This window comes from Vallitalea sp., from assembly GCF_025211055.1.
Taxonomy (GTDB): Bacteria; Bacillota; Clostridia; order Lachnospirales; family Vallitaleaceae; genus Vallitalea.
Genome location: NZ_JAOARO010000023.1, coordinates 84,148 through 101,725 on the forward strand (window position 1 = coordinate 84,148; position 17,578 = coordinate 101,725).

A 17,578-nucleotide genomic window follows, 5' to 3' on the forward strand; every position below is an offset into this window, starting at 1 on the left:
AACAATATAATTGCATTATAAAGTATATGATAGTATAATATTCATATGTGAAAAATATGGAAATTTAACTAATGATAAAACAGATGGGATGGGTGATTTTGTGAAACTTAAGAGAAATAATAAAATAAAATTCTCTAAAAAAGCTAAAAGATCTAAAGCAGTAACTAATAAATCTATTAATGAAAAAATTAAAAATAAAAAGTTGAAGAAACAAGAAAAAGTGAAAAGCATAAAAAATTATAATAAGGCGATAAAAGAACGATTCCCTTTGAAACTGAAGTTAACAATATCACATACTCTTGCAGCAATACTACCAATATTAATAATATCATTGGTTATCTTAGGACTAGTCAAGAATACAATGACAAGCCAAGTTAAGAGTAATAACGCAAAATTAATAAATAGCATTAATGAAAATATCAATATGAAATTAAGAGAAATAGAGAATACGTCAATGGTTATAATGAGTGATGATTCTTTTGTCAAAACATTAGCCAAGAAAAAGGATGACTATGGTAACCTATTTGAGATGCTAAAAGAAAGAGAATCATTAATTAATGAAAAACTATTCTCTATACAATATTCAAATACAAATATCCAAAACATTATGATTATAAAAAAAGATGAAGTAATAGAATGTAAATCTACTAATGGAAAGATATCAGAAGGTTTCTTTGATAGTGACATATATAAAAAGGTAAGTGAAGTTAGAGGCAGGGTGGTATGGTTAAGCAATATCTACGATAATCCAGAAAGTATTTATTTAATGCGAAAATTGACTAGGGTATCAACTGCACATGAAATCGGTGTATTGATAATTGAGGTCAAAAAATCATATATAACAGAAGTTTTTGAAAATGTTAATGATAAAACAGATGAATTCATTATTGATGAGAATGGAATTATTGTATATAACGCTGACTCAGGTAAGTTAGGACAACCATTTGAAGAGTTTGAAAATATAACAGAAAGAATAGATGAAGAAGAGGAAGTAATTAGTGATAATTTTAACCTCAATGGTAAGATGACTTCATATATAAGATGTAGTAATAATTGGTTCTTTGTGCAACAAATATCCAATAAAGAATTTTTAGGAATTGTAGATGAAACTAGAAGTATAATTATATGGCTTTGTCTGGGAATAAGTATTATTGCAATTTTACTATCTAGCATAGTATCATTCAACATCAGCTATCCTATTAAATACATTAGAAATAGAATGAAATTAGTAGAAGATGGTGACCTTACAGCTATATCTAACATAAAAGGTAAATACGATATGGGTCAATTATCTAATAGTTATAACATGATGCTCCAAAGTACTAAGAACCTCATAAATAATAATAGAGATTTAACAAAGGTAGTATCTGATAATTCTAATAAGGTTACAGAAATAGCAAGACATTCTGCTGTTGGTTCAAGAGAAGTTACTATAGCTGTTGAATCCGTTTCACAAGGGGCAATGGAACAAGCAAGAGATGCAGAAAATGCCGCAAATGTTGTCAAGAAGTTTATTGACAAATTCAATGAAACGGATGATTACTTCAACAAAGTTGTTGAGGCTACAGAAGATACAAAAAAAATAAGTGTACAAGCTACAAGTATTATTAAAGAGTTAAATGATAGTACTATAGATGCAACAGAATTATCCAATAACTATAAAAAAGATATTTTAAGCTTAGTTGATAAATTCAAAGAGATATTGAATATAATTGGACTTATAGATGGAATAAGTGAACAATCTAATCTACTTGCACTTAATGCAGCTATTGAAGCAGCAAGGGCAGGAGAAGCAGGAAAAGGATTTGCAGTTGTTGCTGATGAAGTTAGGAAACTTGCAGTGCAATCAAAAGATGCTGCAAAAGATATATCATTGATAGTAGGGAATGTACATACAGCCACTAACGAAACAGCAAAAATGATAGAAGAAGGCGGAAATATTTTTGTAAGACAGCAGGAAGCAGTTAATAAAACAGACAAAGCATTTGGTATTATAGTTAAAAATATGGATCAAATAAAGAATAAAGTTGATCAAGTATTTGAAATGTTAGCAGGTTTTGATGAAATTCAAGATGAGGCAATAACTTCAATAACAAGTATAGCATCTATAGCTCAAGAATCGGCAGCAGCCATTGAAGAAGTATTAGCTACTGGAGAAGAACAAACATCCTCGGCAGAACAGCTTGTAAATATGTCAGGTGAATTAGCCAAGGTTATTGAACAAATGAATAGCAGTTTAGATGAATTCATAATAGATTAAGAAGATGGAGCCAATGGCTCCTTTTTTTATCATAATATTGTCCCTTTCCACATTATATGATAAAATTAGTAAACAAGAAATATTTATGAATATTATATATAAGACTAATATAAACTGTTAATTGTAGATTAACCATGAAAATAGATTAATGTATTTAGAGTAGTTAGGGTGTGATTTTATATGGCTGTACAGGATACAATGAATTTTACACATCTCCATGTCCATACAGAGTATAGCTTACTTGATGGTTCTAGTAAGATACAAGAGCTTGTAGCTAGAACAAAAGAATTAGGTATGGATAGTATAGCTATAACAGACCATGGTGTAATGTATGGTGTTATAGATTTTTACAGAGCTGCCAAAAAAGAAGGCATCAAGCCCATAATTGGTTGCGAAGTATATGTAGCTGCTAGAAAACGAACAGATAAAGACTCCCATCTTGATTCTACTTTCTATCATCTTGTTCTATTAGCAGAAAACCAAGTAGGATACAAGAATCTTATGAAGTTGGTATCAAAGGCTTTTGTAGAAGGTTTTTATTATAAACCAAGAATAGATCTTGAAATACTAGAAGAGTATAGTGAAGGGATAATAGGAACAAGTGCTTGCCTAGGTGGACAAGTGCAGTCGGCTATATTAAATGTGTCTTATGATAAGGCTAAAGAAATAGCATTAAGATATAATGAGATCCTAGGTAAAGGAAATTTTTACTTAGAACTACAAGACCACGGTTACAAAGAGCAGAGACAAGTCAACCAGGAGCTAATTAGACTTAGCAAAGAAACAGGAATACCTCTTATTGCCAGTAATGATGTTCATTACACTTTCAAAGAAGATAGTAAAGCACATGATATATTATTATGTATCCAAACCAACAAAAAGGTAAATGACGAAGATAGAATGAGATACAAAGGCGGTCAATTCTATTTGAAGTCTCCAGAAGAAATGTATGAGTTGTTCCCTTATGCAAAGGAAGCTCTTCAAAATACATATGAGATAGCAAAAAGATGTAATGTTGAATTTGAATTCGGTAATACCAAATTACCAAAATTTGATGTACCAAAAGAATACGATGCCAAATCTTATCTAAGAAAATTATGTCAAGATGGTCTCATATCAAGATATAAAGTACCTACTAAGGGATTACAGGATAGGCTTGATTATGAGCTTTCAGTAATTGAACAAATGGGTTACGTGGATTATTTCTTAATAGTATGGGATTTCATAAGATATGCAAAAGATAATGGAATTATGGTAGGTCCAGGTAGAGGATCAGCAGCGGGAAGTATAGTATCGTACACTCTAAGGATTACAGACATTGACCCTATTAAATATAATCTGATTTTTGAAAGATTCCTCAATCCAGAACGTGTCAGTATGCCGGATATAGATATAGACTTTTGTTATGAAAGAAGACAAGAGGTAATTGATTATGTTGTAGAAAAATATGGAGAAGAGAAAGTAGCTCAGATTATTACATTTGGAACAATGGCAGCTAGAGCGGTTATTAGAGATGTAGGTAGAGCACTTGACCTTCCATATGCTCAAGTTGATAAAGTAGCTAAGATGATACCATCAGAATTAGGAATCAATATTAAGAGAGCACTCAAAATTAATAGTGAACTAAGTTGTCTATATGAAGAAGACGAAGAAACCAAATACTTAATTGATATGTCTATGAGGTTAGAAGGGTTGCCAAGACATAGTTCAACTCATGCAGCCGGTGTAGTTATATGTCAAGAACCTGTTATGGAATATGTACCTCTTAATGCTAATGATGGTGCTATCACAACCCAATTCACTATGACAACTCTAGAAGAGTTAGGACTTCTAAAAATGGATTTCTTGGGACTTAGGACATTAACAGTAATCCAAAATGCTTTTAAGCAGATAGCTTATAGGAGCGTTAATATAACTATAGAAGATATAGATTATAATGATAAAAAAGTCTATGAACTTATAGGTTCAGGAAAAACCGAAGGTATCTTCCAATTGGAAAGTGCCGGAATGAAAAGCTTTATGAAAGAGTTAAGACCTGGGAGTCTAGAAGATATTATAGCTGGAATCTCTCTATATAGACCAGGTCCAATGGATTTCATACCAAAATATATAAAAGGTAAACATAATCCGGAAAAAATAGAATATAATTGTGCTGAACTTGAACCTATCTTGCAACCTACATATGGTTGTATAGTATATCAAGAACAAGTTATGCAGATTGTTAGGGATTTAGCAGGATATACGTTGGGCAGAAGTGATCTAGTTCGTAGAGCTATGTCTAAGAAAAAAGTCAAAGTCATGGAAAAAGAACGACAGAATTTTATCTATGGTAACAAAAAAGAAAATGTGAAAGGCTGTATCAATAACGGCATTTCTGAAAAAGTTGCGGGTACAATCTATGATGAGATGATTGATTTTGCAAAATACGCTTTTAATAAATCTCATGCAGCAGCTTATGCTGTAGTATCTTATCAAACAGCATGGTTAAAAAAATATTATCCTGTTGAATTTATGGCTGCATTACTAACTTCTGTTATGTATAATTCAGCCAAAGTATCGGAATATATAGGAACTTGCAGGAATATGGGAATACAATTACTTCCACCAGATGTCAATGAAGGATATGCAGACTTCTCAGTATCAGATGGGAAAATTAGATATGGACTTGCAGCCATTAAGAATGTGGGTAAATCTGCTATAAAATCTCTTGTGACTGAAAGAAAAGAAAATGGTGACTACATTAGTATAACTAATTTCTGTGAAAGATTAGCAGGTAATGACCTTAATAAAAGGATGATTGAGAGTTTAATAAAAGCGGGTGCTTTTGATTCATTAAAAGGAACAAGGAAACAATATATGCATTCATATAAAGCAATAATGGATGGCATAATCCAAACTAAAAAAAGAAGTATTGAAGGTCAAATTAATCTATTTGACTTTGCTACTGTTGAAGAAATAGGTAAAAATCCTTTTGAAGAGCAATTACCTGAGGTTGGAGAGTTTCCAGAAGAAGCATTACTGGCTAATGAAAAAGAAGTATTGGGAATATATCTAAGTGGTCATCCACTAGAAAAATACAAAGAAGAAATTAATAGCTTGACCAATGTACGCAGCAGTGATTTTGCTTATTCAGAAGATGAAGAGGTAATCAGTAAGTTATATGATGGACAAGAAGTAATCATAGGAGGCATGATTACATCCAAGACAGTAAAATCAACAAGAAATAATAAAATGATGGCATTTATAACGCTAGAAGATCTTTATGGAATGGTTGAAATCATAATATTCCCTAATGATTATGAGAAGAATAAGAATATAATAAATGAAGATGCCAAGATATTTGTAAAAGGTAGAGTTAGTATAGTTGATGAACAAGACTCAAAGATTATCCTTCAAAGGATAATACCCTTTGAAAATATAAAAAACAATCTATATATCAAAGTCAAAGATTTTAAGACCTACAAAGAATTATACGGGCAGATTATTAAGCCTATATCTGAATATAAAGGTGAAGACAAAGTTATTATATATCTAGAGAAAGAAAAAACAATAAAAAAATTACAGAATAACTATAATGTCAATATAAATAACGAATTATTGACAAAATTAAAATTGATTTTAGGACAAGAATGTGTTAAGGTAAAGAGAATATTTAATTAAAAAAAATCTAATAAAATATAAATAAATCTTATTAAAATCAATAAAAACTTTAAATACATGTGACATGGAGGTAAATATATGGCTAAACAAATTAACACAATTGGAGTACTTACTAGTGGTGGTGATGCACCAGGGATGAATGCAACAATAAGAGCCGTTGTAAGGACTGCATTATCAAAAGGTAAAAAAGTTGTAGGTATAAAAAGAGGTTTTAATGGATTAATTTCTGGAGAAATATATGAAATGTGTTCCAAAGATGTATCAGATATTATTCAAAGAGGTGGAACAATACTTCATACAGCACGTTGTTTGGAATTTATAAAACCTGAAGGACAAAAACGTGGAGCAGAGATGTGTAGAGTATTCGGTATTGATGGATTAGTAGTTATTGGAGGAGACGGTTCCTTCAAAGGAGCTGAAAAATTAGCAGGACTTGGAATCAATACGATCGGTGTTCCTGGAACAATTGACTTGGATATAGCATGTACAGATTATACAATTGGTTTTGATACAGCTGTTAACACAGCTATGGAAGCAATAGACAAAGTAAGAGATACTTCTACTTCCCATGAAAGATGTTCAGTTGTTGAAGTTATGGGTAGAGATGCTGGATATATTGCATTATGGTGTGGAATCACTAATGGTGCAGAAGCAGTACTATTACCAGAAAAGAAAAACATGTCTGAGGAAGAGTTAATTAGAATGATAATAGAAAATAGAAACAAAGGTAAGAGACATAACTTAATCATTAACGCTGAAGGTTCTCCAGAAGATTCAGTTAAATTAGCTAAGAAGATTGAAGAAGTAACAGGAATATCTACAAGAGCAACTATACTAGGTCATCTACAAAGAGGAGGAAGTCCTAGTGCTGTAGATAGAATGCATGCATCTATGATGGGTTCAATTGCAGTTGATTTATTATGTGAAGGCAAAAGCAATAGAGTAGTAGCTTATAAAGAAGGTAGGTACTTAGATTACGATATTAACGAAGCATTAGAAATGCAAAAATCAATTAGCGAAAAAAGATATGATCTAAGTAGAATTCTATCAATATAATATAAAATAATATACAGAAATATCTAAGCGGAGGAATTATTTCTTCGCTTTTTTAATGCATAATTTCATTAAAATTGAATCATAAAGTATGATTTAAAAAATTACTATTACTAAGGGGATATCCCTTAGGACACCCCTAATTTACATTCTAATTCTTATAAATCTACACCTTTAGATAATAATGTAGATGATGATACATACATGATTATACTTATAACTGAACTATATATCAATGAAGTAGTAGAATAATTCATTGTCATATTTTTGCCTACAGTTATACTATTATCAACTTTTCCTATTAATTTATATTGTATATAAGTAATTATAACTTGTATAATCAAGAAGAATATAAAACTAAAAAATCCTCCTAGTTTAACATTAGATAATAGTGTTTTTCTTATTGTTATAGCTAGATAAATAGTTATGATAAAAGCAAACCAACTAATAACAAATGATACAATAGCAAGTAATATTTCACTTGGTGTAGGTAAAGATGAGAAGCCCTTGAAGAAATCCATTATCATTCGTGCATTGCTACCTGGATCATTCAAATATTTACTATAGACTATGTTGTAATTAAGTACCATAAATGCAATGTACATAGTTAATCCTATAGTAGCTTCTATCAGACTAATAAATAATTTAGAACCAATTATCTGATAGGAATTAGTTGGAGTTAAAAACAACATGTATCCGGGCTTTTTATATAAATCGGATGAGTACATATTAATACTGTCTATAAGTAAGAATATGAGCCCGCCAAAACCAAGTAAAAATATTAAAATTACAGTGAATACAAGGGCTACTCCACCTTTATAGATAGTAAAAAGTATTGCTAATTCAATTAAACCAAACATAGCTAAGGCTATAACAATTAATTTTGCTTTCTTAAGTGCTTCATATTTCATTAATCTAAGCATTATGCGTATACCTCCTTATAAAGATCTACAATAGATTTACCTCTTTCTTCTCTAACTGTTTCAGCATCTCCTATGAGAACTAATTCACCATTTTTGATGAAGATAACCTGGTCTAATATTTTTTCCATCTCATCAACCAAATGACTAGATACAATAATTGTATTATTATCATTAGCACATTTAACTATGGTATTTAATATTTTTTCTCTAGCAACTAAATCAATACCATTTAGTGGTTCATCTAACATAATTAATTTAGAATCTCTTGAAAGAGTTACGGCAATCTTCATCTTTGAAGCCATTCCAGAAGATAAAGAAGATACTTTCATATCCATTTCAAGATCCATATAAGCAATTAATTCTTTATATCTTTCCATATTAAAGTCTTTATAGAAATCCTTATAAAATTCACCTACAGTTTTTATTTTCATATATGGATATATAAAATTCTCAGTAGACATGTAAGCAGTCATTTCTTTGGATTTCACACCAACTTTGTTTCCTTCAACCAATATATCACCGGAAGATGGATTTAACAAACCTGCTACCATTTTCATGAAAGTAGTTTTACCACTACCGTTAGGACCTAAAAAACCATATATTTTACCTTGCTCTACAGTTAATGATAAGTTCTTAACAGCTTTTTTTGACAGATAACCTTTTGATAAATTCTTAATCTCAAGTAACATCTATTTTTCCTCGCTTTCTTTTTTGATTATTGATATTAGCATTTCGTTAGTATAACCAAGTTCTGTCATACCTTTTATAAAATCGTTAATTAGATCTTTTGCCATATCATCTCGTATTTGTTCTATTTTAGATACTGATTCTGTAACGAAAGTCCCTAAACCTCTCTTAGTAAAAGTGATTTCTTCCCTTTCCATCTCTTTATATATTCTTCCAGAAGTATTAGGATTGATGCTATATTTGATTGCTAATTCTCTAGTTGAGGGGAGTTTTTCTCCAGGTGATAGTTTCCCAGTAATAATGTCTTTTTTAAGCTCATTAATTATTTGCATATATATAGGAATACTATTATTAAAATTCACTTATTCACCTCCGTAAAAAAACTTTATGTAATAACTAGTGCACTAGATATATAGTACACTATTGAAATGGACTTGTCAATCTTTTTTTTATTTTATAAAGAAATAAAGAAATAATTCTTATAAAAAAAGGTTTATAATAGATAAAAAAGAATACTATAGTATATAGAAATTGAACTTATTGAAATGTATGTGTAGATGTTAAAGTTCATTATATATAATATTTTAATAACTGTTATAGTATTAGTTATTAATAATAAGAGGTGATTATATGAATATAGGTACAATTATTAAAAAAGCAGAAGAACTGAATACTATCTCAATTGATGATACTTTAGGTAAAGGGCTTAAGATTATTGAAGATAATGACATGCTTTCTCTACCTGTAGTGGAAGGAAAGAAATTCATAGGTATACTATCAAGACAGTATGTATATGAAACTTATTTTAAGGAAGACGGTGGAGATAAGAAGGAATTCCTAGAAAGAAAAGTAAAAGAATTCATGAAAACAAAAGTTCCATCAGTTGATGATCTTAAGATGCTGGTTGAAGAAGCTGCTGCAATGTTTTTTGCTAATAATAAATTAAGATTTATACCTGTTGTTAATGAAGATGAAGAATTATTAGGAATAATAACTAAAAAAGCTATATTGGAAAGGTTTAGATTCATATATGGTATGAATGAACCTAGACTAGTTATTTACATATATGACTTTAAAGGAAAACTTGCTAAGATAACTGATATCATTGCAAAAGCAGGAGGCAATATTAGAAATATCGTTCAAGCGGATACAGAAGTTTTAGGTTTACAAGAAATAACACTAAGGGTGAAAGCTAACAATATCCGTAAAGTTGTTAAAAGTCTGAACAGTCATGGATTTGAAGTAAGAGAATTCATTGAATAATTAAATATAAAATAATAGGGGACTGTATAAAATGAAGTCCCCTTAATACTCTAACCTATAACAGATTCACCAAACTTTTTTCCGAATTCATAAGCAGCTTTTAATTGTTCGTCAGAAGGATTGAATTTTATTTTTAGACCTTCTACAGGCATTTTGAAACGAAGTTGTTTGAAACGACCTTCTATATTAGAAACGGCTTCACCACTCCAACCGTATGAACCAAATGCTCCAGCTAATTTACCTTTATGGATTATTGGATTAAGGGAAGTTAGGATATCCCATATCGGTGGCAAAGCATCAGATACGATTGTAGGAGAACCAAGTAATAATCCTTTTGCAAGATTGATTTCATTCATGACCTCATCTTTTTTAGTCTCTACAAGGTCATATAGTAATACATCAAGACCTTCAACAGATTTTACTCCTTCTGCAATTTTTTCTGCTATATTCTCTGTATATCCATAAGCTGATACATATGCAATAACAACACTTGGTTTTTCTCTTTTTTCTTCAGTTGCCCAAGTTTTATATAGTTCCAGATATTTATCAAGATCCTTTCTAAGGATTGGACCATGACCTGGACATATAATATCAATATCTATATTACTTATTTTCTTAAGAGCTTGTAGTACATAAGGCTTGAAAGGACCTATGATAACATCAAAATAATATTTATAACTGTCTAAGAAGTCACCTTCTATTTTATCGTTGAATAATTTTTCATCACAGTAGTGACATCCAAAAGAGTCACAAGTAATCAAAGTTTTCTCTTCTTTTATATAAGAATACATTGTATCAGGCCAGTGAAGAAATGGTGCCATGATAAATTCAACAGTTCTGTCACCTAATTCAAGAGTAGAACCCTCTTTTGTTATAATTGATTTAAAAGATTTATTAGTAATCTCTTTCAAAAATTTTATAGCCATTGCTGTTCCTACTATAGTAACATCAGGATTCATATCCAGAATCTTAGCAATAGAACCTACATGGTCTGGTTCTGTATGATTAACAACAATATAATCTATTTCATCAATTGATGAGACTTCATTCAACCTTTCTAAGAATTCGTCAAAAAACTTGACTTTAACAGTTTCAAATAAGGCTGTTTTATCAGAGCCTTTTACTAAATATGAATTATATGTAGTGCCATATTCTGTATACATTACTACGTCAAATAAACGTATGTCATAATCAAGCGCTCCAACCCAGTAAATTCCCTTGTTTATTTCTTTTGCTTTATTCATAAATAATCTCCTTTCATATTTACTTCCTATTTATCTTATAGGAAAGTCTTACAATTAAGCAAATGAAATAGAAACGTTTTCATTTGCGTCAAGGAAACTTTCCTAACGATTGTAACTTTCTATGGAAGACGAGAAATAGTCTCTTTTCATATAGTATTTTTATTTTTGCAGAAGTTATACTTTAATTTATAAGTTTTAGAAAGTTATTTTCTGTTTATTAATAGTTAGGTAATAATTAATATTATTTAGTAGTAGATTAACACAGCTTTTTATTAAAGTCAATATGAGTTAAACATTAATATAAATTTTAAATATAATTAATCTTTACTTATAATACTTAAAAAAACAATAAAATTATGATTAATCATATGGAGAGGGCAAAAATTATCTTTGTGCATAATGAATATTATGTTATAATGAATTAATTAAGAACGCTTTAAGTGTCTTATCTTAATAACATAGCGGAGGATAAACTAATGAATAAGAAGGGAATAAGTAAATTTAGAATTGATTTAAAACCTACACAAATACTTGTACTCGGGTTTTTATTTCTAATAATAGTTGGTGCAATATTATTGAATCTACCTATAGCTACTAATGATGGGAATAGCATTGGATTTATAGATGCTCTATTTACATCAACTTCTGCTGTATGCGTAACAGGACTTGTTGTCGTCAATACTCTGGAATATTGGAGTATGTTTGGTAAGATTGTAATTATAATATTAATTCAAATCGGTGGACTTGGATTTATGACTTTTGCTACTACATTCTTCATAATAATGGGAAGAAAAATAAGGTTGAAAGAGAGACTTATCATACAAGAAGCATTAAACCAATATACATTATCAGGTATGGTAAGGCTGACCAAAAATGTATTACTAGGTACTCTATTAATAGAAGGAATAGGGGCTGTATTATTATCTATAAGATTTATTCCAAAGGATGGGGCATATGGTATATTTAAAGCCATATTCCATTCTATATCAGCATTTTGTAATGCAGGTTTTGATATTGTAGGTGATAGTAGTTTAAGTCCTTTTATTGGTGATATTATAATCAACATAACCATAATGTTACTAATAATATTAGGTGGACTTGGATTTACTGTTTGGATTGACATACTTAGAGTACTAAAACAAAAATTCGAAAATAAGTGGAACTTTAAAAGTACATTTAGAAAATTTACATTACACACCAAAATAGTATTAGTTTTAACATTTTCATTAATAGTAATAGGATTTGTATTTTTCTTCATATTAGAAACAACTAATCCTAATACTCTTGGTAATCTATCTACGAAAAATAAGATATTAGGTTCATTGTTCCAAGCAGTTACACCAAGAACAGCTGGATTTAATACTATGCCACTGGGGGATATGACCCATGGTTCCAAATTCATGACTATCATATTAATGTTTATCGGTGGTTCGCCAGCAGGTACTGCAGGTGGTGTAAAAACAGTAACTATGGGTGTAATATTATTGACAGTTATATCAGGTATTAGAGGAAAAGAGAGAACAGAAGCTTTTGAGAGAACTATACCTGAAGATATAATAAAAAGAGCATTGGCTGTAATTACTATAGGTATAACTGTTGTTATTACAGTAACTATGATATTATCTGTAACTGAAACAGGAAGCTTTATGGACATATTGTTTGAATCTGTATCAGCTTTTGCAACAGTTGGATTAACACTAGGATTAACAGGAAGTTTGACAACTATTGGAAAGATTGTTATCTGCATTACTATGTTTATTGGTAGACTTGGACCACTTACAATGGCAGTTGCTCTTTCAATGAGAGCTAGATCAAAAGCTAGTATGAAAAAACCAGATGAAAAAGTAATGGTTGGATAATAAGTATATAGATATTTAAGCTTGGTATATATTGAAAGGAAGGTAAATGTTAATGGCTAAGAAAAGAGATTTTGTAGTATTTGGATTAGGGAAATTTGGAAAAAGTGTTGCACAAACACTTAGTATGAATGGTTGCGATGTTCTAGCAATTGATAAAAATGAAGAAATTATTCAAGATATAGCATCAACAGTAACACACGCTGTACAGGCAGATGTTACAGACCAAGATGCATTAAGTGCTTTGGGAGTAAGGAATTTTGATGCAGCTATAATAGCAATATCAAATGATATGCAGTCAAGTATTATGGCTACAATATTAGTAAAAGAATTAGGAGTTCCATATGTACTTGCAAAAGCACAAAATGAAATCCATAAGAAAGTTCTTGAAAAAGTAGGAGCAGATAAAGTTGTTTTCCCAGAAAGAGAAATAGGTGTTAGAATAGCTAATAATCTTATCTCAGAAAACTTTGTGGATTATATTGAATTGTCAGAAGACTATAGTATAGTAGAGGTTTCTATATTAAACGAATGGATAGGTAAGAGCTTGAAAGAGTTAGATATGAGAGCTAAATATGGTATGAACGTTATGGCTATCAGACAGGGCGCTAATATCAGTATTACACCGGGTCCAGATGTAACCCTAAAAGATGGGGATGTATTAGTTGTAATTGGAAGTAATAAAGACCTTAAGAAGATAAATATAATAAAACATTAGGAATGAAATATATGATTACTAGTATGCAGAATACTAAAGTAAAAAAAATAATGCAGTTACTTAATAAGTCCAAAACAAGAAAAAAAGAAGGTTTATTCATTGTTGAAGGCAACAAGATAATTAGTGAAATAGATAAGAACCGTATTAATGAAATTCTTGTTACTGAAACATACTATGAGAACCAACGTACTCATGTAGAGGGATTAATTGAAGAAAATATTAGAATCGAGATAGTAAGTGATTCCATAATGAAGCATATATCAGGTTCAGTTACACCTCAAGGTATACTTGGCATTATCAAGATAGTTCCTATGGAACTAAATATTATAATGGATAAAAAACCTTTAATAATAATATTAGAGAATATACAAGACCCAGGTAATCTTGGTACTATTATTAGGACAGCTGATGCAGTTGGTGCTAGCGGTATAATAATTTCAAAAGGTTCTGTTGATGTTTATAATCCAAAAGTTGTTAGAGCAACCATGGGTTCTATATTCAGAGTACCTATAATATCAGAAAGTGATCTGATAGAAGATGTTAATACTCTTAGAGAAAGTGGTGTTGAGATTCTAGCTTCTCATTTACAAGGGAGTAGTAATATATATGATTGTGATTTATCACATAGTGTTGGTATATTGATTGGTAATGAAGGTAATGGTCTGTCAGAAGACATTACTGAACTTGCTCATAAGAACATTAAGATTCCAATGATAGGAAGGTCTGAATCTTTGAATGCAGGAGTGGCTACTAGCATAATAGCATATGAAGTATTGAGACAAAGAAATTACATGTAGATAGTAATTATCTTAGATATAAATATAGCTAGAAAAAAGAAGTTGAAAAGAATTAAAAAAATATCTTCACAACTTCTTATTTTTATGTTATTATTTAATTGATAATGAATGTCATTATCATAATGGAGGTGTCTTTATGAGAACTTGTAAAAATAACAAAGAATGTATACTTAATCATGTGTATAACGATTATGAAAAGAGATTATTGAAAACCATAAGTCCAGTAATAAAAGGAATAAAGCCAGCAGAAATAATAAGCCTACCAAAAAGCGAAGAAGACGTACAAGGCAAATTAAAATTATTAACTACCATGTATAACAAATGTAGTAAAATAAAAGGTCAAATCATTAATTACTCTAGTAAGAGCATAAAAATATTTATATATAATGAATATGCACTACAAAAAATATTACATAAAAAAAATATTAGGAACTTTTTAGCAACATGCGGGTATAGTCCTAGTTATTCCTTAGAAGATTGCTTAGATAAGCTGTTTAGTAAAATAAGCATGGGAAAGATACCTGATGAAATAGGAATATTTCTAGGGTATCCATTAAAAGATGTAATGGGATTCATGGGAGTCATTAATTTGCCTTTGACAAAAGTTAATTATTGGAGGATTTATGGTGATGCTAATATATCAGATAGACTATATGATAATATTCAAAAAGTAAAACATCATACAGAAAAATTACTTGTACATAAAACACCTCAACAAGTTTTTGAATTACTAATAAGTTAATATGGAGGTAAATAAAATGGATAAAGCATTAATTATTTATTGGAGTGGTACAGGAAATACAGAGGCAATGGCTAACGGTATTGTAAAAGGTATAGAAGCAGAAGGAAAAGAAGTACAGATGATTCCTGTTGATGCGGCTAACAAGGATATGGTAAAAGAAGCAACATATGTAGCTCTTGGTTGCCCATCTATGGGAGCAGAGGTATTAGAAGAAGATGAAATGGAACCTTTTGTTGAAAGTTTAGAAGATATTGATTGGTCAAATAAAAAATTAGCCCTATTCGGTTCTTATGACTGGGGAGATGGAGAATGGATGAGAAACTGGCAGGAAAGAATGGAATCATGTGGTGCTACGTTAGTTAAGGACGGTCTTACAGTTAATCTAGAGCCTGAAGGAGAAGAATTAGATAAGTGTATAGACTTAGGTAAAGCACTTGTAACTGCTTAATTGTATTTTATTATTTTAAAATAAAGAGGCTTTTGCAATAGCAAAGAAAATTAGCTATTAAAAAGCCTTTTTTTTGTTACAAAGAATTAAACAATTATTTACCTTCTGCTAAATTATTATAATAAAAATTGAGTTATATGTTTATAATATACTGTGTAGGTTCTTAAATGTAATATTTTCTGTTAAAAATCAACAAATATTAATAATGAACAAGTCGATCATAGTTTTATTATATTTAAAAAACAGCTAGATAGGAGTATGATTTTATATATAATTAACAAACATGCTTAATCTATCAATCAATGGCAGTTAGTTAGTTAAAAAGAAGGTAAAATGAAATGGAGGTAGTTAAATGTTTTTTAAGAAGAATTTAATGATGGTAATTGCAATTGTATTAACACTAGGTATGGTGGTTGGGTGCAGTAACAATGATAATAATAAACAAACTACTGATGGGGACAAAACAGAAACTGTTGACAACAAAGATGATAATAAAAAAGATGATGGTAAGAAAGATGAAGTACAAACATTAGATATAGCAATTGTAGCTGATCCAGATAATATGATTTCAACAATAGCTGAACAGTTCATGAAAGATAATCCAAATATCAAAGTTGAAGTTAATGCTATTGGGCAAGATTATGAAAATGTGTTAAAGATTAAAATGGCTTCAAATCAATTACCTGATATTTTCGAGACTCATGGATGGTCTCAAGTAAGATATGGTAAATACTTAGCAGATTTAAGAGATGAATCATGGGTTGGTCGTTTAAGTGAATCAATTAAGCCTGCTGTTATTGACAATGATGGAAAAGTATATGCACTACCAGTTGATCAAGAAAAAACAGGTATGGTATACAATGCAGGATTATTAGAAGAGTATGGAGTTGACGTACCAACAACTTATGCACAATTACTAGAAGCATGTGAAACTATCAAAACTAAGAGTGGTGGAAAAGTTACACCAATACATTTAGCTGGAAAAGATTCATGGCCAGTAGGTTTCTTCTTTGATTTCTTTGCTACACCTTCTTTTATAAGTATGGAAGATAATTATGGCGAACAATTGAAAGATGGAAGCTTTGATTGGAATAATTTCACACCATTGCCAGCAAAATTCTTAGAACTTTATAAAAAAGGATATTTAAATGAAGATGTATTAACGGCTGGATATACTGACTCAGCTATGGCATTTGGTAATAACGAAGTTGCTTTTGCAGTATACGGTCCTTATTTAATTCAAGAAGCTAAGAAAACCAATCCAGACATCAAAGGTGGTATTATGCCAGTACCTGCAATTGCAGAAGGTGATACACACACTTTTGTTGGTGGAGAAAGATTTAGTATTGGTGTTTGGAAAGATTCAAAAAGTGTTGATGCCGCTAAATTATTCTTAGAGTATTGTGCAAGACCAGAAAATGCAAAGAAAATTTGTGAATTTAATGCAGTTCCATCTGGATTAAATGATGTAGAAGTAGATTTAGGTGACTTAACTTCATATTATGATTCTTATAAAGATGTACGTATATTCCCATATTTTGATAGAGTTTATTTACCAAACGGTATGTGGGATACAATGTGTAAAAATGGACAAGACTTGCTTGCAGGAGCAATTACTCCAGAGCAGTTTTCAGAAAACATGGAAAAAGAATATATTCGTCTTAGAAACGTAAAATAATTTAATAGTAGCTTGTTCTTTGCTTAATCCTAATAATGGATTAAGCAAAGAACATAATAAATAATTTTTGAGAAGAGGAGATGGAAATGAATAATCAAACTTTAAAAAAACAAAAGCGAGAAGATAAGTTAACTTCTTTTGGATACCTAAAACGTAAGTTAAAATCTCCTCAAGCAATTAATGTTATGTATCTTCCTGTACTCGTTTTAATAGGGGTATTTATTTTTTACCCTTTTTTTAGAGGATTAA

The 17,578-nt window shown here is 30.3% G+C and carries 14 protein-coding genes; 10 read left to right on the forward strand and 4 right to left on the reverse strand.

Annotated features, from left to right (window positions below; genetic code table 11):
* The first annotated feature begins 100 nt into the window (after positions 1-100).
* From N4A55_RS03340 to pfkA, 3 genes are all read left to right on the forward strand, one after another.
* Positions 101-2,260, forward strand: a complete 2,160-nt coding sequence (locus N4A55_RS03340) for a methyl-accepting chemotaxis protein (protein WP_293754088.1) — start codon at positions 101-103, stop codon at positions 2,258-2,260.
* A 198-nt stretch (positions 2,261-2,458) separates the two neighbouring features.
* Positions 2,459-5,920, forward strand: coding sequence for a DNA polymerase III subunit alpha (locus tag N4A55_RS03345; protein WP_293754102.1), 3,462 nt, complete (start codon positions 2,459-2,461; stop codon positions 5,918-5,920).
* Between the two features lie 78 nt (positions 5,921-5,998).
* The gene (gene pfkA, locus N4A55_RS03350) at positions 5,999-6,976 is read left to right on the forward strand and encodes a 6-phosphofructokinase (RefSeq protein WP_293754089.1); all 978 of its coding nucleotides are present in this window, start codon (positions 5,999-6,001) and stop codon (positions 6,974-6,976) included.
* Between the two features lie 155 nt (positions 6,977-7,131).
* Here pfkA and N4A55_RS03355 read toward each other — a convergent pair whose 3' ends face one another.
* The 3 genes from N4A55_RS03355 to N4A55_RS03365 are packed head-to-tail and all read right to left on the reverse strand — an operon-like array spanning position 7,132 to position 8,945.
* Positions 7,132-7,896 carry a hypothetical protein gene (locus N4A55_RS03355; protein ID WP_293754090.1) on the reverse strand — a complete coding sequence of 255 codons (765 nt, stop codon included), beginning with the start codon at positions 7,894-7,896 and terminating at the stop codon, positions 7,132-7,134.
* The gene (locus tag N4A55_RS03360; protein ID WP_293754091.1) at positions 7,896-8,585 is read right to left on the reverse strand and encodes an ABC transporter ATP-binding protein; all 690 of its coding nucleotides are present in this window, start codon (positions 8,583-8,585) and stop codon (positions 7,896-7,898) included. Before N4A55_RS03360 ends, N4A55_RS03355 begins: the two co-directional genes overlap by 1 nt.
* Positions 8,586-8,945 carry a GntR family transcriptional regulator gene (locus tag N4A55_RS03365; RefSeq protein ID WP_293754092.1) on the reverse strand — a complete coding sequence of 120 codons (360 nt, stop codon included), beginning with the start codon at positions 8,943-8,945 and terminating at the stop codon, positions 8,586-8,588.
* A 268-nt stretch (positions 8,946-9,213) separates the two neighbouring features.
* Here N4A55_RS03365 and N4A55_RS03370 point away from each other — a divergent pair, with 268 nt between their 5' ends.
* Complete coding sequence (locus N4A55_RS03370; RefSeq protein WP_293754093.1) at positions 9,214-9,846, forward strand: CBS domain-containing protein; 633 nt, start codon at positions 9,214-9,216, stop codon at positions 9,844-9,846.
* A 50-nt stretch (positions 9,847-9,896) separates the two neighbouring features.
* Here N4A55_RS03370 and N4A55_RS03375 read toward each other — a convergent pair whose 3' ends face one another.
* Positions 9,897-11,090, reverse strand: a complete 1,194-nt coding sequence (locus N4A55_RS03375) for an FprA family A-type flavoprotein (RefSeq protein WP_293754094.1) — start codon at positions 11,088-11,090, stop codon at positions 9,897-9,899.
* A 476-nt stretch (positions 11,091-11,566) separates the two neighbouring features.
* Here N4A55_RS03375 and N4A55_RS03380 point away from each other — a divergent pair, with 476 nt between their 5' ends.
* The 6 genes from N4A55_RS03380 to N4A55_RS03405 all read left to right on the forward strand — a co-directional run bounded on the left by N4A55_RS03380 (position 11,567) and on the right by N4A55_RS03405 (position 17,329).
* The gene (locus N4A55_RS03380; protein ID WP_293754095.1) at positions 11,567-12,949 is read left to right on the forward strand and encodes a TrkH family potassium uptake protein; all 1,383 of its coding nucleotides are present in this window, start codon (positions 11,567-11,569) and stop codon (positions 12,947-12,949) included.
* 52 nt (positions 12,950-13,001) lie between these two features.
* Entirely contained in the window at positions 13,002-13,664 is a 663-nt protein-coding gene (locus tag N4A55_RS03385) for a potassium channel family protein (protein WP_293754096.1), read from the forward strand.
* 11 nt (positions 13,665-13,675) lie between these two features.
* Positions 13,676-14,461: a TrmH family RNA methyltransferase gene (locus N4A55_RS03390; RefSeq protein WP_293754097.1), complete on the forward strand. Its 786-nt coding sequence runs from the start codon at positions 13,676-13,678 to the stop codon at positions 14,459-14,461.
* A gap of 136 nt (positions 14,462-14,597) precedes the next feature.
* Positions 14,598-15,203, forward strand: coding sequence for a DUF3793 family protein (locus tag N4A55_RS03395; protein WP_293754098.1), 606 nt, complete (start codon positions 14,598-14,600; stop codon positions 15,201-15,203).
* A 16-nt stretch (positions 15,204-15,219) separates the two neighbouring features.
* A complete protein-coding gene (locus N4A55_RS03400) occupies positions 15,220-15,651 on the forward strand; it encodes a flavodoxin (RefSeq protein ID WP_293754099.1) in 432 nt (143 codons plus the stop codon).
* A 352-nt stretch (positions 15,652-16,003) separates the two neighbouring features.
* On the forward strand, positions 16,004-17,329 hold the full coding sequence (locus tag N4A55_RS03405) for an ABC transporter substrate-binding protein (RefSeq protein ID WP_293754100.1): 1,326 nt from the start codon (positions 16,004-16,006) through the stop codon (positions 17,327-17,329).
* Positions 17,330-17,578: the final 249 nt, after the last annotated feature.